Here is a 21,961-nt window from a genome sequence, read left to right on the forward strand (position 1 = left end):
TATGGTGATAAAAATTAATGCTGCCGATAGTTCAGATCGTTTAAATACAGGGCCTTAAACTGCGCATAGCGCCGCATCAGGGTTTGATGGCGTACCGGGTCCGCGCGCCAGGTCTGCCAGATCTCCGGTTTTTCACAGACTTTGGTGATCGGTTTGCCCGCCGCCAGGCAGGCCAGCCGCGCCGCGCCCAGCGCGCCGCCGGTCTCACCGCCTTTGTGGGTCACCACCGGCATATCGAGGATATCGGCCAACAGCTGCGCCCAGAACGGGCTGCGGGCGCCGCCGCCAACCAGCGAACATTGTTCGATCTGCGTACCGCTCTCTTTCAGTACCTGCAGACCGTCGCTGATGCCGAAGCTCACCCCTTCCAGCACCGCGTAGCCGAGCTGGGCGCGCAGGCTGGAGTGGGTCATGCCCCAGAACATGCCGCGCGCGTCAGGATCGTTGTGCGGCGTACGTTCGCCGGAGAGATAGGGTAAGAAGAACGGCGCGTGGGACTTCTCCTCTTCGCTAAGTTCGGCAATCTCCTCCAGCAGCGCCACTTCCGTGGTGCCGGTCAGGCGGCAGAACCACTGCAAACAGCTGGCGGCGCTGAGCATCACGCTCATCTGATGCCACAGATTCGGCAGCACGTGACAAAACGCATGGACCGCCGACTGCGGAGCCGGACGATAGGCGTCGGTCACCACAAACAGCACCCCGGAGGTACCAAGCGAAATGAACGCATCCCCGGGCGAAACCGCGCCGACGCCTATGGCGCTGACCGCGTTATCGCCGCCGCCTCCGGCTACCGCTACCGAGGCGTTCAGCCCCCAGCGTTCGGCCACCTGCGGGTCAAGGGTAGAGGAGACCTCGCAGCCTTCAACCAGGGTCGGCATCTGGCTGCGCGCCAGGCCGCATTTATCCAGCAGAGCGTCGGACCAGTCGCGCTTCGCCACGTCCAGCCACAGCGTCCCGGCGGCGTCGGACATATCGGAGACTTTTTTACCGGTCATCCGGTAGCGCAGATAATCCTTCGGCAGCAGCACCGTGGCGGTGCGCTGAAAGTTTTCCGGCTCATGGCGACGCACCCACAGCAGCTTCGGCGCGGTAAAGCCGGGCATCGCCAGGTTTCCCGCCACCTGATGCAGCTCCGGCGCCATCTCTTCCAGCTCCGCGCACTCCGCGGCGCAGCGGGTGTCGTTCCACAGGATTGCCGGGCGAATCACCTCCCCGTCGGCATCCAGCAGAACCGCGCCGTGCATCTGCCCGGAAAGGCCAATGGCCTTAATGGCCGGCCAGTGCTGGGCGCATTTTTCCCGCAGCGTGGTCATCAGATACTCCGTCGCCTCCCACCATGACTGCGGCGACTGTTCTGACCAGTGCGGATGGGGCCGCTGAATGCTCAGCGGCGCGCTATGGCTGGCGATAACCTCATTGTTCTCATCAATGACCAGCGCTTTGACTTCCGATGTGCCGAGATCGATACCCAGATACATAGCCACCTCTTAGTTAATCAGCGTATAAACGGCCGCCACTTTTTCGCGCATCAGCGCGAGGAAATCGGCGTTTTCGGCCAGTTCGCCAAACAGCGCTTTATCGCGGGCGTACAGGGCCAGCGGATCGTTGGCTTCAAACATCTGATGTACCCCCTCGGCGTCGAGGATGCCGTCCTGGTACTCATACGGCAGGGTGCCCTTGTGCCACTGCTCCATAAAGACGAAGAACAGCGCGGGCAGCATGGCGGTGGCTTGCGGGCGAACGCCGCGCTGGTAGCACTCCTGCAGGGTTGGGGCGATCATCGCCGGAATTTTCGAGAAGCCATCGGCGGCGACGCGCTGGTTGGTGTCCTGGATATATGGGTTGGTAAAGCGTTTGAGCACCACGTCGCGATAGGCCGGCAGGTCAATGCCGTTATCGCCGAGGCATGGGATCACATCTTCCGTAACGTAGCGGTCGGCAATGGCGTAGATGAAATCTGTTAGCGTGCTTTCATGAATGTACTGCTGGCCAATTAACGTTCCCGCCCACGCAATGCAGCTGTGCGACGAGTTCAGAATGCGAATTTTCGCCTCTTCGTAAGGAATCACCGACGCCACCATCTCAACCCCGACCGCTTCCAGGTTCGGGCGTTCATCGCGGAAGTTGTTTTCCACCACCCACTGGATAAAGGTCTCGCCCATCACCGGCGCTTTATCGTCAATGCCGGTCTGCGCTTTGATGCGCGCGGGCAGGTCCGCCGCCGGGCGCGGGGTGATGCGGTCGACCATGGTGTTCGGACAGGTGGTGTTGGCGGCCATCCAGTCAATCACCGCCTGCTTGCCGGTTAGCTGCAGGAACTCAACCATACCGTCGTGGAAGCGTTCGCCGTTATGGCGCACGTTATCGCAGTTCAGCAGAGTCAGCGGCCCGGCGTTGTCCGCCATACGCTTTTCCAGAATCCGCGCGATAGTGCCGTAAATCGTTTTGCACTCCCCTGCCAGATCGGCCTGCAAATCAGGGTTGCTGGTTTCCAGCTTATGGCGGGTATTCAGGTAGTAGCCACCTTCCGTCACGGTGAAGGCGATGACTTTGGTCTGCGGGTTTGCCCCTTCGTTAATCAGCGGCTGCAGCCCGGCCTGCCACGGCAGCAGTTTCTGAATGGAGGTGATCTCTTCATATTCACGTTCCCCTTCCGGGCTGACGGTTTCCAGCACGTAGCGCCCGCCCTGCGCCGCCAGCGCCTGAACCACCTGTTCGGCGTCGTTGCGGATATTCCCCGCCGCGATGTGCCAGCGTTTATCTCCGGAAGCGATCAGACGATGCAGATACCACGCCTGATGCGCGCGATGAAAAGAACCCAGACCAATGTGAAGCCATGTGAATTGATTGTTCATGTTCCGCTCTCCTTGAGTTGATGGCCTCACTGTAAATGATCAATTGACCAAAATAAGAGCCACGGATCACAAAAGAACAATTACCCAATAAAATTACAAATGACCATAAGAGAGCAAAAGCTTGCCAGTTTTCCCGACCACGGCGAGAATGCGGGTATTCGCCGGGCGAAATTATCGCCGCGGCCCGACACTTAGGGCAGGAAAGCATGAGCAAAGAAGATGATATCCGGCTGGATCAAAAGGTCCGCGCCGCGTGGATGTACTACATCGCCGGGCAGAATCAGAGCGAGATCGCCAGCCAGCTTGGCACGTCGCGGCCGGTGGTACAGCGGCTGATCGCCGCCGCGAAAGAAGAAGGGATTGTGTCGATTAGCCTGCACCACCCGGTAGCGAACTGCCTCGACTATGCGCAGCTGCTGCAGGAGAAGTACCGGCTTATCGAGTGCAATATCGTCCCCACCTTTAACGAAGAAAGCACCCTGGATAGCGTCTCCTTCGGCTGCTATCAGCTGATGGCCCGCTATCTGCAGGATGATAAAGAGAAAATCATCGGCCTGGGTTCCGGCCTGACCCTGAAAAAAGCGCTGCAGCGCATCGACTTCGACAGTCTGAACACCCGCTGCGTCGCCCTGATCAGCGCCATGGACGCCGACGGTCAATGTAACTATTACGATGACGTCCCGCTGCTGCTGACCAGCAAAATTAAGGCCAAGTACTATCAGTGGCCCGCGCCGCGCTACGCGCAGACCCAGGACGAGTACGACATGTGGTGTACCAGCCGGCTGTTTCGCAGCGTTTCCGCCGTCGCCCGCCGGGCGGACGTTATTTTTGTCGGCATTGGGCCATTAGGTACCCAAAGCCCCATCTTCAAAGATGGCTTTATCAATCAGGCGCAGATGGATGAGCTGACCGCACGCGGCGGCATCGGCGAGATCATGGGACGCTTTATCGATGCCGAAGGTGGCGTGGTGGAGAGCGAAATCAACAGAATGATCACCAGCTACGATATCCGCCAGAACCAGTGCCCGCGCATCGCGGTGGCGTGCGGCGAGTACAAACGCCCGGCGATTCTGGCGGCGCTTAAAGGCGGCTGGATCAACGGCCTGGTGACCGACGAGCACACCGCCCGCTGGCTGCTGACGCGCTAACGGCGGCAGCCGGATCAGCGGCTGCTCATCAACAGCGGCGGGATTTCAATCCGCTGCTGCCCGGCCTCGCCGGCGTCAATAATCGTGAACACCGCTTCCAGCATCGCCGGCACGTCCTGCTGCACCATGTCGATATCGTGCCCCAGCAGATAGACGAACGGGTCCCAGTCGAAGCAGCCCATCGGCGGCTGCTCGCTGCCGGTAAGTCCCGCCTGCGACAGCCAACGCACCACCCCTTCCAGCGATATTGTCGAGTTGACAAATAGCCCCGGCAAAGGGGTCTTCGCGGTAGCAAACCGCTCCTGCAGGCAGGCCTCAACTTTGCCTTTTGAATAGCCGGGCGCCAGGATATTTTCCTGCGGCACGACCAGCCCCTGCTCCCGATGCGCATCGTGGAAGCCGCGTAAACGCTCGCGGGTGTTATGGTCGCTGCTGCGCCCGCCGATAAAGGTCAGCGGCGCCAGCGCTCCCCGGCGGCGAGCGCTGTTGGCGAGGATTTTGTGGGTCAGCGCCTTCGCGCCGCCGTAGTTATCCGATATCACCGACGGGGCGACAGAGCCCGGCAGGTCGAGATTGACCGTGGGCACGCCTGCCTGCTGGCACAGGGCGGTAATTTTGTCCGGATTGGTTGCCCCGGTGGCCACCACCCAGTCAACCTGCCAGGAGAGCATCGCTTTTACCGCTTCGATCTCCAGCTCCGGCCTCCGGCGCGTACAGGTGATAATCGGCAGCAGGCCGCGCTCGCGGGCCATCTCCTCAAAGCGCTCCGCCACCGAACCGAAATAGCGGTTATCGTATTTGGGGATAATCATACCGATGACGCGCGATTTTTTGCTGCGCAGCATGCTGGCCTGGCGGTTAATCGCATAGCCCTGCTCCTCGGCAATCCGCGTCACCTTTTCGGCAAGCTTCGCGCTGATGCGGCGCTTTTTCCAGTTGCCGTTGAGGATAGCGCTCACCGCGCTCGCCGAAACGCCGGACAGTTCCGCCAGGTCGTAAATCGTGATTTTCTTCATTTTCCCAACTTGCGTCACAAAATCATTTCGCTGTTAATTTCCCCACTTGCTCAATCGATGAAGCTAGCGCAACATGAGCTTCATCGATTGAGCTTCCATTTTACTTCCCGAAGTATTAACGCATTCAGCGTGAATACGCCAGCGAACATCAAAAAAATGACGCTCATATTCAATACCTTAACAAGTTTTCGTCTCCAGCGTCGAACGCGATGCCCTCGCGTTCGATAGTTCCAACCAGACTCTGTAAAGGATTATAAAATGAACCACTCTGTCTCCTCTATGAATACTTCCCTTAGCGGTAAAGTCGCCGCCATTACCGGCGCGGCGTCCGGTATCGGCCTCGAATGCGCCAGAACCCTGCTGGGCGCTGGCGCAAAAGTGGTGCTTATCGACCGTGAAGGCGAGAAGCTCAACAAACTTGTCGCCGAACTCGGCGAAAACGCCTTCGCCCTGCAGGTTGACCTGATGCAGGCGGATCAGGTCGATAATATTCTGCAGGGTATTTTGCAGCTTACCGGGCGTCTCGATATTTTCCACGCCAACGCCGGAGCTTACATCGGCGGGCCGGTGGCCGAGGGCGATCCGGACGTGTGGGACCGCGTGCTGCACCTCAACACCAACGCCGCCTTCCGCTGCGTGCGCAGCGTGCTGCCGCATCTTATCGCGCAAAAGTCCGGGGACATTATCTTCACCAGCTCTATCGCGGGGGTGGTGCCGGTGATCTGGGAGCCTATCTATACCGCGTCGAAATTTGCCGTCCAGGCGTTTGTTCATACTACCCGCCGCCAGGTTTCGCAGTACGGCGTGCGCGTCGGCGCCGTGCTGCCGGGCCCGGTGGTCACCGCCCTGCTGGACGACTGGCCGAAAGCCAAAATGGACGAAGCGCTGGCCAACGGCAGCCTGATGCAGCCGATTGAGGTGGCCGAGTCGGTGCTGTTTATGGTGACGCGCTCGAAAAACGTCACCGTGCGCGACATTGTGATCCTGCCGAACAGCGTGGATCTCTGACCGTTCAACCAGACTCTGTGAGAGGATGTTATGCAAATCGATACGCAACATATTATTGGCGTCGATGTCGGTTCGGGCAGCGTTCGCGCCGGGGTGTTCAATCTGCGGGGCGAGCTTCTCGCCCACGCGACCCGGGAAATTACCCTGTTTCGCAGCGCCGGAAGCGTGGTCGAACAGTCGAGTCGCGAGATCTGGCAGGCGGTGTGCTACTGCATTAAAACGGCGGTGGCCAGCGCCGGGGTCGCGCCGTCATCGATTGCCGGGATCGGCTTCGATGCCACCTGCTCGCTGGTGGTGATTGGCGATAACGACGCCCCGCTGGCGGTCGGGCCTTCGGAAGATGCGGAGCGCAACATTATCGTCTGGATGGATCACCGCGCCACCGGGCAGGCGGAAAAGATCAACGCCACGGGCCACGCGGTGCTGCAGTACGTCGGCGGTAAAATCTCGCCGGAGATGGAAACGCCGAAAATTCTCTGGCTGAAGGAGAACCGCCCGCACATTTATCAGCAGGCGCGCCACTTCTTCGACCTCGCCGATTATCTCACCTGGCGCTCAACCGGCGATTTAGCCCGCTCGGTCTGTACCGTGACCTGTAAATGGACCTACCTGGCGCATGAACAACGCTGGGATGCCAGCTACTTCCGCCAGATTGGCCTCGAAGAGCTGGCGGATGAAGATTTTGTCCGCATCGGCCAGCGGATTGTCGATCCGGGAACCCCCTGCGGCGACGGCCTTTGCGCCACGGCGGCAGAGGAGATGGGCCTGCCGGTCGGTACTCCGGTGGCGGTCGGGATGATCGATGCCCACGCGGGCGGTATCGGCACCGTCGGCGTGCTTAACGGCGCGGTCAACAATATGGCCTACGTCTTCGGCACCTCCTCCTGCACCATGACCACCACTCAGGAAGCGGTGTTCGTGCCCGGCGTCTGGGGGCCATATTACTCGGCGATGGTGCCGGGGTTCTGGCTGAGCGAAGGCGGGCAGAGCGCGGCCGGAGCGGCCATCGACCAGCTGCTGAGCTTCCATCCCGCCGCCGCCGAGGCTAAGGCGCTGGCCAGGGCGCGCGGCGTCCCGCTGCCGGTTTATCTTGCCGATAGCGTGCTGGCGAAAGTGGAACGTCCTTCTGCCGCGGTCAAACTCGCCGCCGGGCTGCACGTGGTGCCTGAATTTTTAGGTAATCGGGCGCCGCTGGCCGACCCGCACGCGAAAGCGATTATCGCCGGGCTGGGGATGGAGCGGGATCTGGACAACCTGATGGCGCTCTACGTCGCCGGATTGTGCGGTATCGGCTACGGCCTGCGGCAGATTATTGACGCCCAGAAAGCGTGCGGCATCCACAGCGAGCATATCGTCATCAGCGGCGGAGCCGGGCAGCATCCGCTGGTGCGCCAGCTGCTGGCGGACGCCTGCGGAGTGAGCGTGGTGAGTACCGAATCCAGCGAACCGGTGCTGTTAGGTTCGGCGATTCTCGGCGCGGTGGCCGGCCAGATCGCCCCGTCCCTGCCGGAAGCGATGAAGCAGTTTACCCGGGTGGATAAAACCTACCGCTGCGTTGCGCAGTATAGCGCCGATCATCAGCGGCGCTATGAAGCGTATAAAACGCTACAGCACACGGCGCGGCTGATTCGCGAGTAAGCAAGATCCCGGGCTGCGGCGTAAACGCCTTACCCGGGCTACCAGACCGCACGAAACCGTAGCCCGGCCAGGCGTAGCGCCGCCACGCGAATGCTTAGGCGATGGTGACTTTGCCGTCCAGATAGACATCCTGCACGGCATTGATCAGCTTCACGCCGTCGGCCATCGATTTTTTAAACGCCTTACGGCCCAGAATCAGCCCCATGCCGCCCGCGCGCTTATTGATAACCGCGGTGCGCACGGCGTCGGAGAGATCGGTTTCCCCGCCTGCGGCGCCGCCGGAGTTAATCAGCCCGGCGCGGCCCATATAGCAGTTCGCCAGCTGGTAACGCACCAGGTCGATCGGATTATCGCTGGTGAGCTTGCTGTAAACCCGGTCATCGGTATAGCCGAAGTTCACCGCTTTATAGCCGCCGTTATTTTCCGCCATTTTCTGCTTCACGATATCCGCGCCGATGGTCGCCGCCAGATGGTTGGCCTGGCCGGTTAAGTCAGCGGAAACGTGGTAGTCGACGCCATCTTTCTTAAACGCCGAATTACGCAGATAGGCCCACAGCACGGTCACCAGGCCCAGTTCGTGCGCGCGCTCAAACGCAGCGGAGATTTCTTCGATTTGACGACGAGACTGTTCGGAACCGAAATAGATCGTCGCCCCGACCGCCACGGCCCCCATATTGAACGCCTGCTCAACGCTGGCGTACAGCGTCTGATCGTATTCGGTCGGATAGCTCAGCGTTTCGTTATGGTTCAGCTTGACCAGGAAGGGGATGCGGTGCGCATAGCGGCGCGACACCGAGGCCAGCACGCCATAGGTGGAGGCCACGCAGTTACAACCGGCCTCAATGGCCAGTTCGACGATATTTTTCGGATCAAAGTACAGCGGGTTGGCGGCAAAAGAGGCGCCAGCAGAATGCTCTACGCCCTGGTCGACCGGCAGGATCGACAGATAGCCGGTTCCCGCCAGGCGGCCGGTGTTATACAGGGTTTGCATATTACGCAGCACCGCCGGCGGACGGTTGTTATCAACCATCACCCGATCGACGTAATCCGACCCCGGCAAATAGAGCTGGTCGGCTGGAATCGTCATACAGCGGTGCTGTAAAAGCGTGTCGGCATCTTTGCCAAGCAACTGCGTAATATCAGTCATAGCGATCTCCCGTAAGTGCCGGTCGAAACCGGCATGCGTTTTCCCAACCCAATTATTTTGGGCAGGTTAAGCCTGGTATCGAAAGTGGGATTTTTCCATTGCAGAGGGATTTTTAAATGTCATCCGCTGACATCATCCATAACCGGGAAAATGTTATATCGGTCAAAGTTCCACCCCAAAGGTATTTAAAAGGTATTATATAATGGTATTGTTATTACGTACCTTACCTATCATGAAGGATTTAAAGATGAAAACTACAGTAAAGCTGTCATTCATGATGTTCATTGAGTGGTTTATCTGGGGCGCGTGGTTTGTCCCTTTATGGTTATGGCTGAATAAAAGCGGATTTACCGCTGGTGAAATTGGCTGGTCCTATGCCTGTACCGCCATTGCGGCGATCCTTTCGCCGATCCTCGTAGGTTCATTGACCGATCGCTTTTTCTCAGCGCAGAAAGTGCTGGCCGTACTGATGTTTGTCGGCGCGGTATTAATGTATTTCGCCGCGCAGCAAACCACCTTCAGCGGCTTCTTCCCGTTGTTGCTGGCCTACTCCCTCACGTATATGCCGACCATTGCACTGACCAACAGCATCGCTTTTGCCAACGTGCCGGATGTCGAACGTGACTTTCCCCGCATTCGCGTGATGGGCACCATTGGCTGGATTGTCTCTGGCCTGGTCTGCGGCTTTCTGCCACAAATGATGGGCTATAGCGATATTTCTCCGACCAATATCCCTTTGTTGATCGCTGCTGGCAGCTCGGTGCTGCTGGGTATTTTTGCCTTTATGCTGCCCGATACGCCGCCGAAGAGTACCGGCAAGCTGGATTTAAAAGTGATGCTGGGGTTGGACGCGCTCATCCTGTTACGTGATAAAAACTTTCTTGTGTTTTTCTTCTGCTCATTCCTGTTCGCTATGCCGCTGGCTTTCTACTACATCTTCGCCAACGGCTACCTCACGGAAGTCGGAATGCAAAACGCGACAGGATGGATGACGCTCGGCCAGTTCTCTGAAATTTTCTTCATGCTGGCACTACCGTTCTTCACCACACGCTTTGGCATTAAAAAGGTATTATTACTTGGTCTTATCACCGCGGCGATTCGTTACGGATTTTTCGTCTACGGCGGTGCAGATCAATACTTCACCTATGCCCTGCTGTTTCTTGGAATTTTGCTTCACGGCGTAAGCTACGATTTCTATTACGTTACTGCCTATATCTACGTTGATAAAAAAGCACCGGTACGCATGCGTACGGCGGCGCAAGGGCTAATCACGCTCTGCTGCCAGGGGTTTGGCAGTTTACTCGGCTATCGTCTGGGCGGCGTAATGATGGAGAAAATGTTTGCTTATCAAGAGCCGGTAAATGGGTTGACCTTCAACTGGGCAGGAATGTGGGGCTTCGGCGCCGCTATGATCGCCGTTATCGCCGTGTTGTTTATGATTTTCTTTCGCGAATCGGATACAGAGATCACCGCTATTAAGGTGCAAAACGACGATTGCGATGCTGCACTGAAACAAGAGGAAGTTAAATGAAAACGGAACGTATTCTCGGCGCGCTCTACGGGCAGGCATTAGGCGATGCGATGGGCATGCCGTCTGAACTCTGGCCTCGCTCACGCGTTAAAGCTCACTTTGGGTGGATTGACCGTTTCCTGCCGGGGCCGGCTGAAAACAATGCAGCCTGTTACTTTAATCGTGCCGAATTTACGGATGATACATCGATGGCGCTCTGCCTCGCGGATGCCATCATTGAATGTCATGGCAAAATCTCACCAGAAGTTATCGGGCGCAATATCCTTGCCTGGGCTGAAGGGTTCGATGCGTTCAATAAAAACGTGCTGGGTCCGACTTCTAAAATTGCGCTCAATGCCATTCGCGACGCAGTACCGATCGATGAACTGGAGAACAACGGCGTCACGAATGGGGCGGCGATGCGCGTCTCACCGCTAGGCTGCCTGCTCGCACCAACACAGCTAGACAGCTTTATTGATGAGGTGGCGCTGGCTTCCAGCCCCACGCATAAATCCGACCTCGCGATTGCGGGTGCCGTCGTGGTGGCGTGGGCAATCTCTCGGGCTATCGAAGGAGATAGCTGGCAGGCTATTGTCGACTCGCTGCCTGCTGTGGCACGCCAGGCGCAGGAAAAGCGGATCACCACTTTTAGTGCCTCGCTGGCTGCCCGGCTGGAGTTGGCTTTGTGCGTGGTACGTCAGGCAGATGGTATTGAATCAGCCTGTGAGGGGCTCTATCAGCGCGTTGGCGCAGGCACCAGTACCCTTGAATCCGTTCCCTGCGCAATTGCGATGGTTGAGCTGACTGGAGGCGACCCTAACCGCTGCGCCATTCTGTGCGCAAATCTCGGTGGCGATACCGACACCATCGGCGCAATGGCAACTGCAATTTGCGGTGCACTGAGGGGGATTTCTGCTATCGACGCCACCCTGAAGCAACAGCTTGATGAAGTGAACCAACTCGACTTTACCCGCTACGCCACGGCGCTTGCACACTACCGAGAGCAACGGGAGGCATCATGAATCTGATGCAACGATTACCCACCTTAGGCAACAAGCGTCCCGTCACCATCGTCGGCGCGGCGGTCATTGATGTGATTGCTGACGCTTACGCCCTCCCCTGGCGAGGCTGTGATATTGAACTGCAACAGCAAAGCGTCAATATTGGCGGCTGTGCCCTGAATATTGCGGTTGCCCTGAAACGTCTGGGAATGGAGGCCGATAACGCCCTACCCGTTGGACAAGGCGTATGGGCTGATATCATCCGTAATAACATGGCCCGGGAAGGGCTTTCCAGCCGCATCGACGGCGTCACGGGTGACAACGGCTGGTGTCTTGCGCTGGTTGAGCCGGACGGCGAACGCACGTTTATGTCGTTTAGCGGTGTTGAAAACCAGTGGAATCCCGCCTGGCTGGCGCAACTAACTGTTCCGCCGCTAAGCCTGGTGTCACTTTCTGGTTATCAACTGGCATCGCCCTGTGGGGAGGTGCTGGTGCACTGGCTGGAATCCCTGCGTGATATTACACCGTATATTGATTTCGGCCCGCGCATCGCTGATATTCCCGAGACACTAATGCAGAGGATCATGGCCTGTAAGCCTGTTATTTCTCTGAATCGCCAGGAGGCGGAGATCGCCGCAGAGCGCTTTAGATTACCCGTGGCAACCGAAGCGTTTGGTCAGGCCTGGCTAAAGAAATTCACAATGCCGTTGATTGTTCGTCATGACGAAGAGGGTGCGTGGTACTTCAGCGCGGAAGAACAGGGACTGGCAGCGCCGTTCCCTGTGGCGGTAATCGATACAATCGGTGCAGGTGACAGCCACGCCGGAGGGACGCTAGCCGGACTCGCCTCGGGATGGACGCTGGGCGAGTCGGTACTGCTTGGTAATGCGGTTGCGTCCTGGGTGGTAGGACATCGCGGCGGTGATTGTAGCCCAACGCGCGAAGCATTACTCCTCGCACACAAAGACGTATAGATCGCTACGACAGCGGTTGATGCTGTATTCAATCGGCCGCTGTTGTTGATCGAGTGCAACCTGATTGATAACCAGCACCGGTATTTTTTCATCCATATGAATGTGCGACTGAAATTCGGCATCCGGCATACGTGCACTGACGCGCGAGCGCGTACGCTGCGGGAAGATATGCTGACTGCGAAAATAGTCATACAGCGACACGCCGATAGCATCAACATCATGAATCAGTTGGGCAGGAACCCAGGACTCTTCTATGGACACGGCCTCATCATCCACATAGCGAATTCGCTTGAGCAAAAATACATCACTTTGCGGGGCAATCGCCAATTGTGTCGCCACCTCATCCGGGCAGCTCACTATCCGTTTGTTGACCCACAGAGTGTCAGGTTTTTTTCCTCTGAGCACCACCTGCTGCGAAAAACCGCGCGCCTCTTTCAATGAATACTCAAAGATATTATTGATTTGCGTACCGTAGCCGCGGGCTCGGGTCACCACCCCTTCGTCTTCCAGCGTCCGCATCGCTTTGCGAACGGTAATGCGCGACACCCCCGTCAACTGGCTTAGGTCGCGCTCGCCGGGGAGAATATTACCGTGCTCCAGCGCACCACTGCGTACAGCATTTTTAACCGTTTCAGCAAACTTCAGGTACAGCGGCGTGTTATCCGGCGCTGCAATACGCTCGTTCAGTTGTGCTATCAACAGGGTATGCGCTTGTTCCATCGTGTTTTTTCCTGGCGAAAGTCAGGAAACAGTATACTTTTCGCCAAGCATGAAGACTACCACCATGCGTGAAAATGGTGTACCGGGCCGATGCCGTGCCCCACTTCCAGCGAATCCGCCTGCGCCAGCGCCGCAGAAAGCCAGCCTTTGGCTTCCGCCACGGTCTGCCCCCAATCATCGTAACGCGGACGTAACGCCGCCAGCGCAGCAGAGAGCGTACAACCCGTACCGTGAGTATTTTTGGTCTGCACTCTTGGCGCGGTAAAGCGCAGCTCCCCGTCGCGGGTAAAGAGCCAGTCCGGGCTTTCAGCGTCATCCAGATGGCCGCCTTTCATTAATACCGCTCCGCAGCCCATTCCCAGCAGCGCTCTGCCCTGCTCCAGCATCTCCTGTTCCGTTCTGGCATGCGGCGCATCCAGCAGCGCCGCCGCTTCCGGCAGGTTCGGGGTGATCAGCGAGACCTGCGGCAGCAGGAGCTGGCGCAGCGTCTCTACCGCCGAGGCTGAGAGCAGCGGATCGCCGCTTTTCGCCAGCATGACGGTATCGAGCACCACATTTTTAATCTGATAACGCGCCAGCCGTTCCGCCACCGCCTCGACGATATCGGTTTCCGCCAGCATCCCGATTTTGGTGGTATCAATGCGCACATCGCTGAAAACGGAATCGAGCTGCGCGGCGACAAAATCAGGCTCTATCCGGTACACCGACTGGACGCCGCGGGTATTTTGCGCCACCAGCGCGGTGATGACCGAGCAGCCGTAGGCGCCCAGCGCCGAGAAGGTTTTGAGATCCGCCTGGATCCCCGCGCCGCCGCTCGGGTCGGTGCCGGCGATGGTTAGCGCATTAATTCGTTTCACAGATCGCCTCCCGCATAGAGCGCATCGAGGAAGGCGGGAGTAAAGCTGCCGGGGCCGCCCTGCAGCGCCGCTTTCCCCCCCGCGATCTTCATCAGACCGCAGGCCGCGGCCACGTTCTCCAGCCGATCGCCGGGCATCGCCGCAGCGGCGGCAACCACCGCCGATAGCGCGCAGCCGGTGCCGACTACCCGGGTCATCAGCGGATCGCCGCCGGTGACCGCGCGCATGCGCTGGCCATCGGTCACGTAATCGACCTCGCCGGTTACCGCGACAACGGTATTCAGCTGGCGGGCCAGCGCCTGGGCCGCGGGCAGCGCTGCGGCGGCGGTATCGGTCGTATCGACGCCGCGCCCGCCGCCGCTCATTCCGGCCAGGGCCATAATTTCCGACGCATTACCGCGAACGGCGGCAGGCTGCAGCGCCAGCAGCTCCCGGCAAAATTCTGTCCGTAAGGTCAGCGCGCCGACCGCCACCGGGTCCAGCGCCCACGGTTTACCCGCCTGCTGCGCGCTGCGCGCCGCTACACGCATCGCCGCCGCGCGTTCGACGGTCAGCGTACCGACATTAATCAGCAGCGCATCGGCAATGGCGGCAAACTGGCTGGCTTCGTCCGGGTCGATAACCATCGCCGGGGATGCGCCAATCGCTAACAGGACGTTGGCGGTAAAGGTCTGCACCACGTCGTTGGTCATGCAGTGAACAAGAGGAGAATGGCGGTGAAAAAGGTGCCGCAGATGGGCAATATGCGCGGGGTTCAGCAGGTCAGACATCGTTTGCTCCCGCCAGGCGATGAAGAAGCGACGACCCTGCGGTCTCTGACTTCCCTACGCTGGCATTATCCAGATCAGGTGGTACGGGTTTTTCTCAGCCTTCACAAAGAAGGGCACCCCGAGTCATTGAGAGATAAAAACGTTCTCAGTGGGCAGGTTACGGTAAGTCGCGGGACAACGCAAGCCGGCCCGGCGTAGGTATACAAGCGCAAGGCAACTCAAAATTAACAATAAGCATTCAAATAATTAACAAAATAAACACTTTTGCAGATACGTGTTTATAGTTTAGGAGGCGTTACAGGATGTAACCCGACGTCATATCGAAATTAACGAGTGAATCAGCGTAAAACCATGAGGATTCCGATGAAATTAACACCGATTATGAAAAGTCTGGCTCTGGCAGGAATTATCTCGACTCTCCCTGTGACCAGCTGGGCCGAAACGTCGCCGAAAGAAGCCGCTGCGGCGACCAAACAGGCAAACGACGCGCTGTATAAACAGCTCCCCTTCTCCGACAACACCGACTTTACCAACGCGCATAAAGGTTTTATTGCCGCGCTTCCTACGGAAGTGATTAAAGGTGAACAGGGCAACGTTATCTGGAACCCGCAGCAGTACGCCTTTATCAAAGAGGGGGAAAAGGCGCCGGATACGGTCAACCCCAGCCTCTGGCGTCAATCCCAGCTCATCAATATCAGCGGCCTGTTTGAAGTGACCGAAGGCGTGTACCAGATCCGCAACCTCGATCTCTCCAATATGACCATCATTGAAGGTAAAGAGGGCATCACGGTTGTAGATCCGCTGGTATCAGCGGAGACCGCAAAGGTCGGAATGGATCTGTATTACAAAAATCGCGGCAATAAGCCGGTCGTTGCGGTGATCTACACCCACAGCCACGTTGACCATTACGGCGGCGTGCGCGGCGTGGTCGATGAAGCCGATGTCAAATCCGGCAAAGTCAAAATCTACGCGCCTTCCGGTTTTATGGAAGCCGCCGTTGCTGAAAATATTATGGCCGGTAACGTGATGAGCCGTCGCGCCAGCTATATGTACGGCAACCTGCTCAAACCGGATGCCACCGGCCAGGTTGGCGCAGGTCTCGGCACCACGACCTCTGCCGGCACCGTCACGCTGATTGCTCCCACCAATATCATCGAGAAAGATGGCCAGAAAGAGATTATCGACGGCCTGACCTACGATTTTATGCTGGCGCCGGGCTCGGAAGCACCGTCGGAAATGCTGTGGTATATCGAAGAGAAGAAGCTCATTGAATCCGCCGAAGATGTCACCCATACCCTGCATAACACCTACTCGCTGCGCGGGGCGAAAATTCGTGAACCGCTACCGTGGTCGAAATATATCAACGCCGCCATTGTGCGCTGGGGCGACAAGGCTGAAATCATTATGGCCCAGCACCACTGGCCGACCTGGGGTAATGAGAACGTGGTTAACCTGCTGAAGAGCCAGCGCGACCTGTATCGGTACATTAATGACCAGACTCTGCGCATGGCCAACGAGGGCCTGACCCGCGATGAGATCGCCGCCAAATTCAAGCTGCCGGACAGCCTGGCCAATACCTGGGCCAACCGCGGCTACTACGGCTCCGTCAGCCATGACGTGAAGGCTACCTACGTCCTCTATCTCGGCTGGTTCGACGGCAACCCGGCTACGCTGGACGAGCTGCCGCCGGAAGAAGCGGCGAAGAAGTTCGTTGATTATATGGGCGGCGCCGATGCTATCCTCAAGAAAGCCAAAGAAGATTACAACCAGGGCAACTATCGCTGGGTAGCTCAGGTAGTCAGCAAAATTGTCTTCGCCGATCCCGGTAATCTGGAGGCGCGCAATCTGGAAGCCGATGCCCTGGAGCAGCTGGGCTATCAGGCGGAATCAGGACCGTGGCGTAATTTCTACCTGACCGGCGCGCAGGAGCTACGCAACGGCGTCGTGAAAGGCCCGACGCCGAATACCGCCAGCCCGGATACCGTGCGGGCCATGACCCCGGAAATGTTTTTCGACTATCTTGCGGTCCATATCAACGGCGAAAAAGCCGGAACCGCCAAAGCGGTGTTCAATATCGACCTTGGTAACGATGGCGGTAAATATAAGCTAGAGCTGGAAAACGGCGTGCTCAACCACACCGCCGATGCCGAAGCCAAAGACGCCGACGCTACCATCGCGCTGGATCGCGCCACGCTGAACAAAATCATCCTGAAAGAGGAAACGCTAAAACAGGCGGAGGATAAGGGTGAAGTCAAAGTGACCGGCGACGGCGCGAAGCTGGACGAGATGCTGGGCTATATGGATAAATTTGAGTTCTGGTTCAATATCGTGACGCCGTAAATAAGCTCCCGCGGCGGCCAGCTGCGGGACTTAATCCGTCCGGAGTTTCATTTGCTTTCCCCTCGCCGCAGGCACAAAATTATCAACAGGTATCACCCTGCGTCGAGGTATCGTTATGTCCGTTTATCACCATGCTCTGGTGCTGATCAACAGCAGCCTTGACGGCGTTCCGCTGCTGGCGCACGCCGCGAAAATGGCGGAAGAAAACGCTATGCGTATTACCATCGCCCATATCAGCACCGACTACCGGTCGCTTAATTATGTCTCCGACAGCCTGCTGGATGATGACGTTTCCCGGGAGGTGATTCAGGCCAAAGCGCTGCTCAATGAACTGGCCACCACGGTCGCCCTACCGGTGCAGACGCTATCGCTGGTGACCACGCGTCGTTTTGCCGATGTCGAAGCGTGCGTGCGGCAGCGGAATGTTGATTTGATCATTGCCGGTCACCACAACCGGCTGCTGGGCGTTCTCGCTTCACACTCCCTGGAGTACATTAATCATCTCACCGTCGACGTGCTGATTAAGCATCTTCCCTGACAACCTCTCCCGCAGGCGGCGCACTGCGTTCGTCGGGCTCCCCTCCCCGCGCCGGTCAGCGCAGCGAACTTAGTAATAATGCGAAACATTCCTCAATCAGCGGCAGCAAAGGCTGCGGCCCGCGCATCAGCGCCACGGTTCGCGTCAGCGCGGGCTGCTGAAGCTGCGCCACCTTTAACGCCGGATCCTGAAGGTGGATAGTATAAAGCTCAGGCAGAATCGCCACCGCCAGCCGGGAACGCACCAGGCCGTAAAGCGTTTCAATATAGTCAACCTGATAACGCGTATTCAGCGTGAGGCGATGGCTCTCCGCCAGCGCGCCGACCAGACGCTGAATATTGCCCTTTGAGAACACCGCGATATCGCGCCCCGCGAGCAGCTTCCACGGCAGATGCGGCTGCCCGGCCAGCGGATCGTCGCAGTGCAGCACCGCCACAAACGGATCGTCGCGCAGAGGATAAACCTGCAGCTCAGGCGGTAACGAACTGTCTATTGCGCCAACGGCAAAATCTATCTTTCCCGACTGCAGCTCGCAAAACAGGGCGTCGTTGGTCTGATCGTGAAACTCCACCCTCAGGCGCGGAAACGCCTGGGCCAGCGTTTGCGGCAGCAGCGGAAACAGCAGCGAGCTCACCGAGGGCACCAGCCCGATACGCACCGTACCGTCGCCGCCGGCCTCGACTATCTGCTGCATATCCTGAAACGCCAGCTGCGCCACGCTCAGCACCCGTCGGGCGTGGGGCAAAATCGCCGCCCCCAGCTCGGTTAAGGTCACCGCCGAGGCGGTACGGTTGACCAGCTTGCCGCCGAGCACCGTCTCGATTTGCCGCAGCGCGCTGCTTAGCGCCGGCTGGCTGATAGCCAGCCGGTTAGCGGTGTCGGTGAAGTGGCGTAGCTGGGCCAGGGTCACAAAGTACTGGATCTGCTTAAGGGAGAGCGCGGGCAGACGCTGCCAGGGTTCAGTCATCATGTTTTCATCAATGGTGAGCATGCAGAATAACCCGAGGTTATCGGGCGATAAATTTATTCATCTGGGCAAACGTTTGCTCTGCCCCTAGAGTATCCCCATTATCCTTGTGCCGGAGTTGTTATGTCCAGCAGTGCTGAAACCCGCCGCCGCGCCGTGCAGGCCGCACGCGGCGAATCCCCGTTCGATCTCTTATTAACCGACGCGCAGATTGTCGATATGGCCACCGGAGAGATCCGCGAGGCCGACGTCGGGATCGTCGGCGAAACCATCGCCAGCGTGCACCCGCGCGGCAGCCGCTCCGATGCCCACGAACGCCGCTCGCTGGCGGGATATTTCCTGTCGCCGGGGCTGATGGACACGCACGTCCACCTTGAAAGCTCCCACCTGCCGCCTGAACGCTATGCCGAAATCGTCCTGGCTCAGGGCACCACGGCGGTATTCTGGGACCCGCACGAGCTGGCCAACGTGCTGGGCGTCGAAGGCGTGCGCTACGCCGTCGCCGCCAGCCGCCATCTGCCGCTGCAGGTGATGGTCGCGGCGCCGTCCAGCGTGCCGTCGACGCCGGGACTGGAGATGTCCGGCGCCGATTTTGCCGGCGCGGAGATGGAAACCATGCTGGCCTGGCCGGAAGTTTGCGGCGTCGCCGAAGTGATGGATATGCACGGCGTGCTGCACGGCAGCGAGCGGATGCAGGAGATTATCCAGGCCGGTCTCAACAGCGGCAAGCTGATCGAAGGCCACGCCCGCGGTTTGCGCGGCGCGGATCTGCAGGCCTACCTTGCAGCCGGGGTCACCTCCGATCACGAGCTCACCTCGGCGGACGATGCGCTGGAAAAACTGCGCGCCGGGCTGACTATCGAAATTCGCGGCTCGCACCCTTACCTGCTGCCGGATATCGTTACCGCGCTGAAAACGCTGCCGCATCTCTCCTCGCAAATCACCGTCTGCACCGACGATGTGCCGCCGGATATGCTGCTGGAAAAAGGCGGCATTATCGCCCTGCTCAACCTGCTGATTGAGCACGGACTGCCGGCCACCGACGTCCTGCGCTTCGCCACCTTAAACGCGGCGATCCGTCTGCAGCGTAACGATCTGGGGCTGATTGCCGCCGGACGCCGCGCCGATCTGGTGGTTTTTGATTCATTAGAAAAGCTCGACGCGCGGGAGGTGTACGTCGCCGGGAAGCTGATTGCCCGCGAGGGCGCACTGCTTGAGTCGATTCCGCCGGCGGCGGGTATTACCCCGCCGCGCGATACCCTGCAGATGCCGCCGCTCAGCCCTGACGATTTTATCCTCCGCGTCGGCGCGATTCGCCACGGCGTCGCCCGCCTGCGGCATATTCGCGGCGCGCGCTTTACCCAGTGGGGAGAGGTTGAGGTGCAGGTCCGCGATGGCCGGGTGCAAATCCCGGACGGGTTTAGCCTGATTTGGGTTAAGCACCGCCACGGTCGTCACCAGGCGACGCCGCAAATTGCGCTGCTGGAAGGCTGGGGCGAGCTGCGCGGCGCCATCGCCACCAGCTACTCCCACGATTCCCACAACCTGGTGGTGCTCGGCCGCGATGCCGACGAGATGGCGCTGGCGGCAAACCGCCTGATCGCCTCCGGCGGCGGTATGGCGCTGTCTCAGCAGGGAAAAATCCTTGCCCACGTGGCGATGCCGATTGCCGGAATGCTTTCCGACTTGCCCGCTCCGGAGCTGGCCAGACAGTTCCGCCAGCTTCGCGACCTGAGCGCGGAGGTCGCCGACTGGGAGCCGCCCTATCGCGTATTTAAGGCTATCGAAGGCACCTGCCTTGCCTGTAACGCCGGACCGCATTTGACCGATTTAGGTTTGACCGACGGCAGCACCCGCCAGATCGTCGAGCCGCTGATAGACTGCCGGGAAATCCCGGAACACACAGAACACAACAATAATCATCAGGGAGCCTGAGCATGGCCGACAATACCCTTCATTCATCCACGCAAGGAAGCTGGCTGGAGCGCCGTTTTGCCTTGTATTCCCGCGGCAGCACGCTGCGCACCGAATGCCTCGCGGGCATCACCGGCTTTCTCGCCGCCGCCTACCTGCTGGTGGTTATCCCCGGCCTGCTGGCGGTTGGCGGGATGGATAAAGGCGCGGCAACCACCGGCACGATTCTGGTGTTCGTCGGCGGCACGCTGCTGATGGCGTTTTATGCCAACCTGCCGTTTATCGTCGGGCCGGGCATCGGCGGCTCGGTGCTGGTCGGCGTCACGCTGGCAGGCAGCGAAGGCATTGGCTGGCAGATTGGTCTTGGGATCGCCTGCTGGTCGGGGATTCTGTTTTTCCTGCTAACCAGGTTCGGCCTGCGTGAAGTGGTGACCCGTTCGGTGCCGCAATCGATCAAGCTCGGCCTGACGGCCTCCATTGGGCTGTTTGTCGCGGTGCTGGGTTTCCGTAACGCCGGGCTGGTGCTGGCTAACGCCAAAACCAACGCCCTGATGCTCGGCGATTTTCTCTCACCGGGGGCGCTGGTGGCGCTCTGCGGGCTGTTTCTGGCCATTGCCCTTCAGGCGAGAAAAATCCCCGGCTCAATTCTGTGGGCGATTCTCTTTGCCACCCTGGTCGGCATTCCGATGGGCGTCACCAGACTCCCGGGCAGCTTTATCGATATGCCGCATTCGCTGACGCCGGTGCTGGGGCAAATCGATATGCTGGGCGCGCTGAATATCGCCTTCCTGCCGTTCCTGTTCGTCTTTTTCGCCTCAGAGTTCTTTTCCACGATGGGCACCACGCTGGCGGTAGGCGGCGAAGCGGGTCTGCTGGATGAGGAAGGCAATATGCCGCATATCAATCGCCCGTTTATGGTTGACTCGATCGCCGCGGCCGTTGGCCCCTGGCTGGGCATTCCGGCGGCGACCGCGCTGATTGAATCCTCAGCGGCAGCGGAAGCCGGCGGCAAAACCGGGTTAACCGCGCTGTCGGCGGCGGTGATGTTCCTCCTGATGCTGCTGTTTACCCCGGTGGCGCTGATGATTCCGAAAGAGGCGACCGCGCCTGCGCTGATCCTCATTGGCCTGAATATGTTCAGCGGCCTACGCAAAGTGGACCTGGCAAACTTCACCGACGGCCTGCCGGTGCTGATGATGGTGATGATTACGCTGATTGCCAATAGCTTCGGGACCGGGATTGCCGGCGGGCTGCTGTTTTATGTGGTGATTAAAACGATTGCCGGCAAATGGCGGGAAATCCCCATCGGGCTGTGGATCCTTGCGATTCCGCTGGTCTACTACTTTGCCACGCTGGTGAAGCATTAAGCTTCGCACCGATCGTTCTCCCGGAGGCGGCGCTGGCGCACCTGTCCGGGCTACCAATCCGTAGCCCGGCTAAGCGCAGCGCGAGCCGGGAAAAAGCCGCGCCGATGCATCACCCCGGCACCGTCCCGGAGGCGGCGCTGGCGCACCTGTCCGGGCTACCAATCCGTAGCCCGGCTAAGCGCAGCGCGAGT

Annotated in this window: 18 protein-coding genes and 1 riboswitch; of the genes, 10 read left to right on the forward strand and 8 right to left on the reverse strand. The window is 59.0% G+C overall.

What is annotated here, in order from left to right:
• Positions 1-14: 14 nt before the first annotated feature.
• Positions 15-1,478 (reverse strand): xylulokinase, encoded by a 1,464-nt coding sequence (gene xylB / locus ABLU96_RS17090; RefSeq protein WP_064404514.1) that lies wholly within the window; start codon positions 1,476-1,478, stop codon positions 15-17.
• Between the two features lie 9 nt (positions 1,479-1,487).
• Positions 1,488-2,855, reverse strand: a complete 1,368-nt coding sequence (gene dalD / locus ABLU96_RS17095; protein ID WP_032693709.1) for a D-arabinitol 4-dehydrogenase — start codon at positions 2,853-2,855, stop codon at positions 1,488-1,490.
• A 206-nt stretch (positions 2,856-3,061) separates the two neighbouring features.
• Here dalD and ABLU96_RS17100 point away from each other — a divergent pair, with 206 nt between their 5' ends.
• Positions 3,062-4,003 (forward strand): sugar-binding domain-containing protein, encoded by a 942-nt coding sequence (locus tag ABLU96_RS17100; RefSeq protein WP_064404512.1) that lies wholly within the window; start codon positions 3,062-3,064, stop codon positions 4,001-4,003.
• A gap of 14 nt (positions 4,004-4,017) precedes the next feature.
• Here the strand turns inward: ABLU96_RS17100 and ABLU96_RS17105 are convergent, their stop codons facing one another.
• Positions 4,018-5,019, reverse strand: coding sequence for a LacI family DNA-binding transcriptional regulator (locus ABLU96_RS17105; protein ID WP_025107794.1), 1,002 nt, complete (start codon positions 5,017-5,019; stop codon positions 4,018-4,020).
• 258 nt (positions 5,020-5,277) lie between these two features.
• Here ABLU96_RS17105 and ABLU96_RS17110 point away from each other — a divergent pair, with 258 nt between their 5' ends.
• Positions 5,278-6,027, forward strand: a complete 750-nt coding sequence (locus tag ABLU96_RS17110; RefSeq protein WP_004852583.1) for an SDR family oxidoreductase — start codon at positions 5,278-5,280, stop codon at positions 6,025-6,027.
• Between the two features lie 30 nt (positions 6,028-6,057).
• The gene (locus ABLU96_RS17115) at positions 6,058-7,665 is read left to right on the forward strand and encodes an FGGY-family carbohydrate kinase (protein ID WP_046877539.1); all 1,608 of its coding nucleotides are present in this window, start codon (positions 6,058-6,060) and stop codon (positions 7,663-7,665) included.
• Between the two features lie 94 nt (positions 7,666-7,759).
• Here ABLU96_RS17115 and fbaB read toward each other — a convergent pair whose 3' ends face one another.
• Complete coding sequence (gene fbaB / locus ABLU96_RS17120; protein WP_004852587.1) at positions 7,760-8,812, reverse strand: class I fructose-bisphosphate aldolase; 1,053 nt, start codon at positions 8,810-8,812, stop codon at positions 7,760-7,762.
• Positions 8,813-9,059: 247 nt separating this feature from the next.
• Between fbaB and ABLU96_RS17125 the strand changes: the two genes are divergently transcribed.
• The 3 genes from ABLU96_RS17125 to ABLU96_RS17135 are packed head-to-tail and all read left to right on the forward strand — an operon-like array spanning position 9,060 to position 12,297.
• Positions 9,060-10,343: a nucleoside permease gene (locus tag ABLU96_RS17125; protein WP_064404509.1), complete on the forward strand. Its 1,284-nt coding sequence runs from the start codon at positions 9,060-9,062 to the stop codon at positions 10,341-10,343.
• Entirely contained in the window at positions 10,340-11,344 is a 1,005-nt protein-coding gene (locus ABLU96_RS17130; RefSeq protein ID WP_064374825.1) for an ADP-ribosylglycohydrolase family protein, read from the forward strand. The genes ABLU96_RS17125 and ABLU96_RS17130 overlap by 4 nt, the downstream gene beginning before the upstream one ends.
• A complete protein-coding gene (locus ABLU96_RS17135) occupies positions 11,341-12,297 on the forward strand; it encodes a PfkB family carbohydrate kinase (protein ID WP_064374824.1) in 957 nt (318 codons plus the stop codon). Before ABLU96_RS17130 ends, ABLU96_RS17135 begins: the two co-directional genes overlap by 4 nt.
• On the opposite strand, the gene ABLU96_RS17140 is transcribed toward ABLU96_RS17135, so the two are convergent.
• Genes ABLU96_RS17140 through thiM form a run of 3 tightly spaced genes read right to left on the reverse strand, consistent with a single transcriptional unit; the run spans position 12,271 to position 14,644 of the window.
• Positions 12,271-13,017: a GntR family transcriptional regulator gene (locus ABLU96_RS17140; RefSeq protein ID WP_004122693.1), complete on the reverse strand. Its 747-nt coding sequence runs from the start codon at positions 13,015-13,017 to the stop codon at positions 12,271-12,273. The two genes, ABLU96_RS17135 and ABLU96_RS17140, sit on opposite strands and share 27 nt — an antisense overlap.
• Positions 13,018-13,073: 56 nt before the next feature.
• The gene (gene thiD / locus ABLU96_RS17145; RefSeq protein WP_064374823.1) at positions 13,074-13,874 is read right to left on the reverse strand and encodes a bifunctional hydroxymethylpyrimidine kinase/phosphomethylpyrimidine kinase; all 801 of its coding nucleotides are present in this window, start codon (positions 13,872-13,874) and stop codon (positions 13,074-13,076) included.
• A complete protein-coding gene (gene thiM, locus ABLU96_RS17150; RefSeq protein WP_064404507.1) occupies positions 13,871-14,644 on the reverse strand; it encodes a hydroxyethylthiazole kinase in 774 nt (257 codons plus the stop codon). Before thiM ends, thiD begins: the two co-directional genes overlap by 4 nt.
• 34 nt (positions 14,645-14,678) lie before the next feature.
• Positions 14,679-14,775, reverse strand: a riboswitch (TPP riboswitch).
• A gap of 232 nt (positions 14,776-15,007) precedes the next feature.
• Between thiM and ABLU96_RS17155 the strand changes: the two genes are divergently transcribed.
• Entirely contained in the window at positions 15,008-16,984 is a 1,977-nt protein-coding gene (locus tag ABLU96_RS17155) for an alkyl sulfatase dimerization domain-containing protein (protein WP_064404506.1), read from the forward strand.
• Positions 16,985-17,099: 115 nt separating this feature from the next.
• A complete protein-coding gene (locus ABLU96_RS17160) occupies positions 17,100-17,522 on the forward strand; it encodes a universal stress protein (protein WP_064404504.1) in 423 nt (140 codons plus the stop codon).
• A gap of 55 nt (positions 17,523-17,577) precedes the next feature.
• On the opposite strand, the gene ABLU96_RS17165 is transcribed toward ABLU96_RS17160, so the two are convergent.
• Entirely contained in the window at positions 17,578-18,492 is a 915-nt protein-coding gene (locus ABLU96_RS17165; protein WP_348862654.1) for a LysR family transcriptional regulator, read from the reverse strand.
• 120 nt (positions 18,493-18,612) lie between these two features.
• On the opposite strand from ABLU96_RS17165, the gene ABLU96_RS17170 reads away from it, so the two are divergent.
• Both ABLU96_RS17170 and ABLU96_RS17175 read left to right on the forward strand, forming a co-directional pair.
• A complete protein-coding gene (locus ABLU96_RS17170; protein WP_014839035.1) occupies positions 18,613-20,424 on the forward strand; it encodes an adenine deaminase C-terminal domain-containing protein in 1,812 nt (603 codons plus the stop codon).
• A gap of 2 nt (positions 20,425-20,426) precedes the next feature.
• Entirely contained in the window at positions 20,427-21,770 is a 1,344-nt protein-coding gene (locus ABLU96_RS17175) for an NCS2 family permease (RefSeq protein ID WP_047723259.1), read from the forward strand.
• The last annotated feature ends 191 nt before the right edge of the window (positions 21,771-21,961 follow it).

This window comes from Klebsiella sp. CN_Kp106, assembly GCF_040064575.1.
In the GTDB taxonomy this organism is placed as follows: domain Bacteria; phylum Pseudomonadota; class Gammaproteobacteria; order Enterobacterales; family Enterobacteriaceae; genus Klebsiella; species Klebsiella michiganensis.

Bases quoted from the DNA above. Each gene is read 5' to 3' on its own strand.
- xylB (WP_064404514.1), bottom strand. From the start codon at position 1,478: ATGTATCTGGGTATCGATCTCGGCACATCGGAAGTCAAAGCGCTGGTC.
- dalD (WP_032693709.1), bottom strand. From the start codon at position 2,855: ATGAACAATCAATTCACATGGCTTCACATTGGTCTGGGTTCTTTTCAT.
- ABLU96_RS17100 (WP_064404512.1), top strand. From the start codon at position 3,062: ATGAGCAAAGAAGATGATATCCGGCTGGATCAAAAGGTCCGCGCCGCG.
- ABLU96_RS17105 (WP_025107794.1), bottom strand. From the start codon at position 5,019: ATGAAGAAAATCACGATTTACGACCTGGCGGAACTGTCCGGCGTTTCG.
- ABLU96_RS17110 (WP_004852583.1), top strand. From the start codon at position 5,278: ATGAACCACTCTGTCTCCTCTATGAATACTTCCCTTAGCGGTAAAGTC.
- ABLU96_RS17115 (WP_046877539.1), top strand. From the start codon at position 6,058: ATGCAAATCGATACGCAACATATTATTGGCGTCGATGTCGGTTCGGGC.
- fbaB (WP_004852587.1), bottom strand. From the start codon at position 8,812: ATGACTGATATTACGCAGTTGCTTGGCAAAGATGCCGACACGCTTTTA.
- ABLU96_RS17125 (WP_064404509.1), top strand. From the start codon at position 9,060: ATGAAAACTACAGTAAAGCTGTCATTCATGATGTTCATTGAGTGGTTT.
- ABLU96_RS17130 (WP_064374825.1), top strand. From the start codon at position 10,340: ATGAAAACGGAACGTATTCTCGGCGCGCTCTACGGGCAGGCATTAGGC.
- ABLU96_RS17135 (WP_064374824.1), top strand. From the start codon at position 11,341: ATGAATCTGATGCAACGATTACCCACCTTAGGCAACAAGCGTCCCGTC.
- ABLU96_RS17140 (WP_004122693.1), bottom strand. From the start codon at position 13,017: ATGGAACAAGCGCATACCCTGTTGATAGCACAACTGAACGAGCGTATT.
- thiM (WP_064404507.1), bottom strand. From the start codon at position 14,644: ATGTCTGACCTGCTGAACCCCGCGCATATTGCCCATCTGCGGCACCTT.
- ABLU96_RS17155 (WP_064404506.1), top strand. From the start codon at position 15,008: ATGAAATTAACACCGATTATGAAAAGTCTGGCTCTGGCAGGAATTATC.
- ABLU96_RS17160 (WP_064404504.1), top strand. From the start codon at position 17,100: ATGTCCGTTTATCACCATGCTCTGGTGCTGATCAACAGCAGCCTTGAC.
- ABLU96_RS17165 (WP_348862654.1), bottom strand. From the start codon at position 18,492: ATGATGACTGAACCCTGGCAGCGTCTGCCCGCGCTCTCCCTTAAGCAG.
- ABLU96_RS17170 (WP_014839035.1), top strand. From the start codon at position 18,613: ATGTCCAGCAGTGCTGAAACCCGCCGCCGCGCCGTGCAGGCCGCACGC.
- ABLU96_RS17175 (WP_047723259.1), top strand. From the start codon at position 20,427: ATGGCCGACAATACCCTTCATTCATCCACGCAAGGAAGCTGGCTGGAG.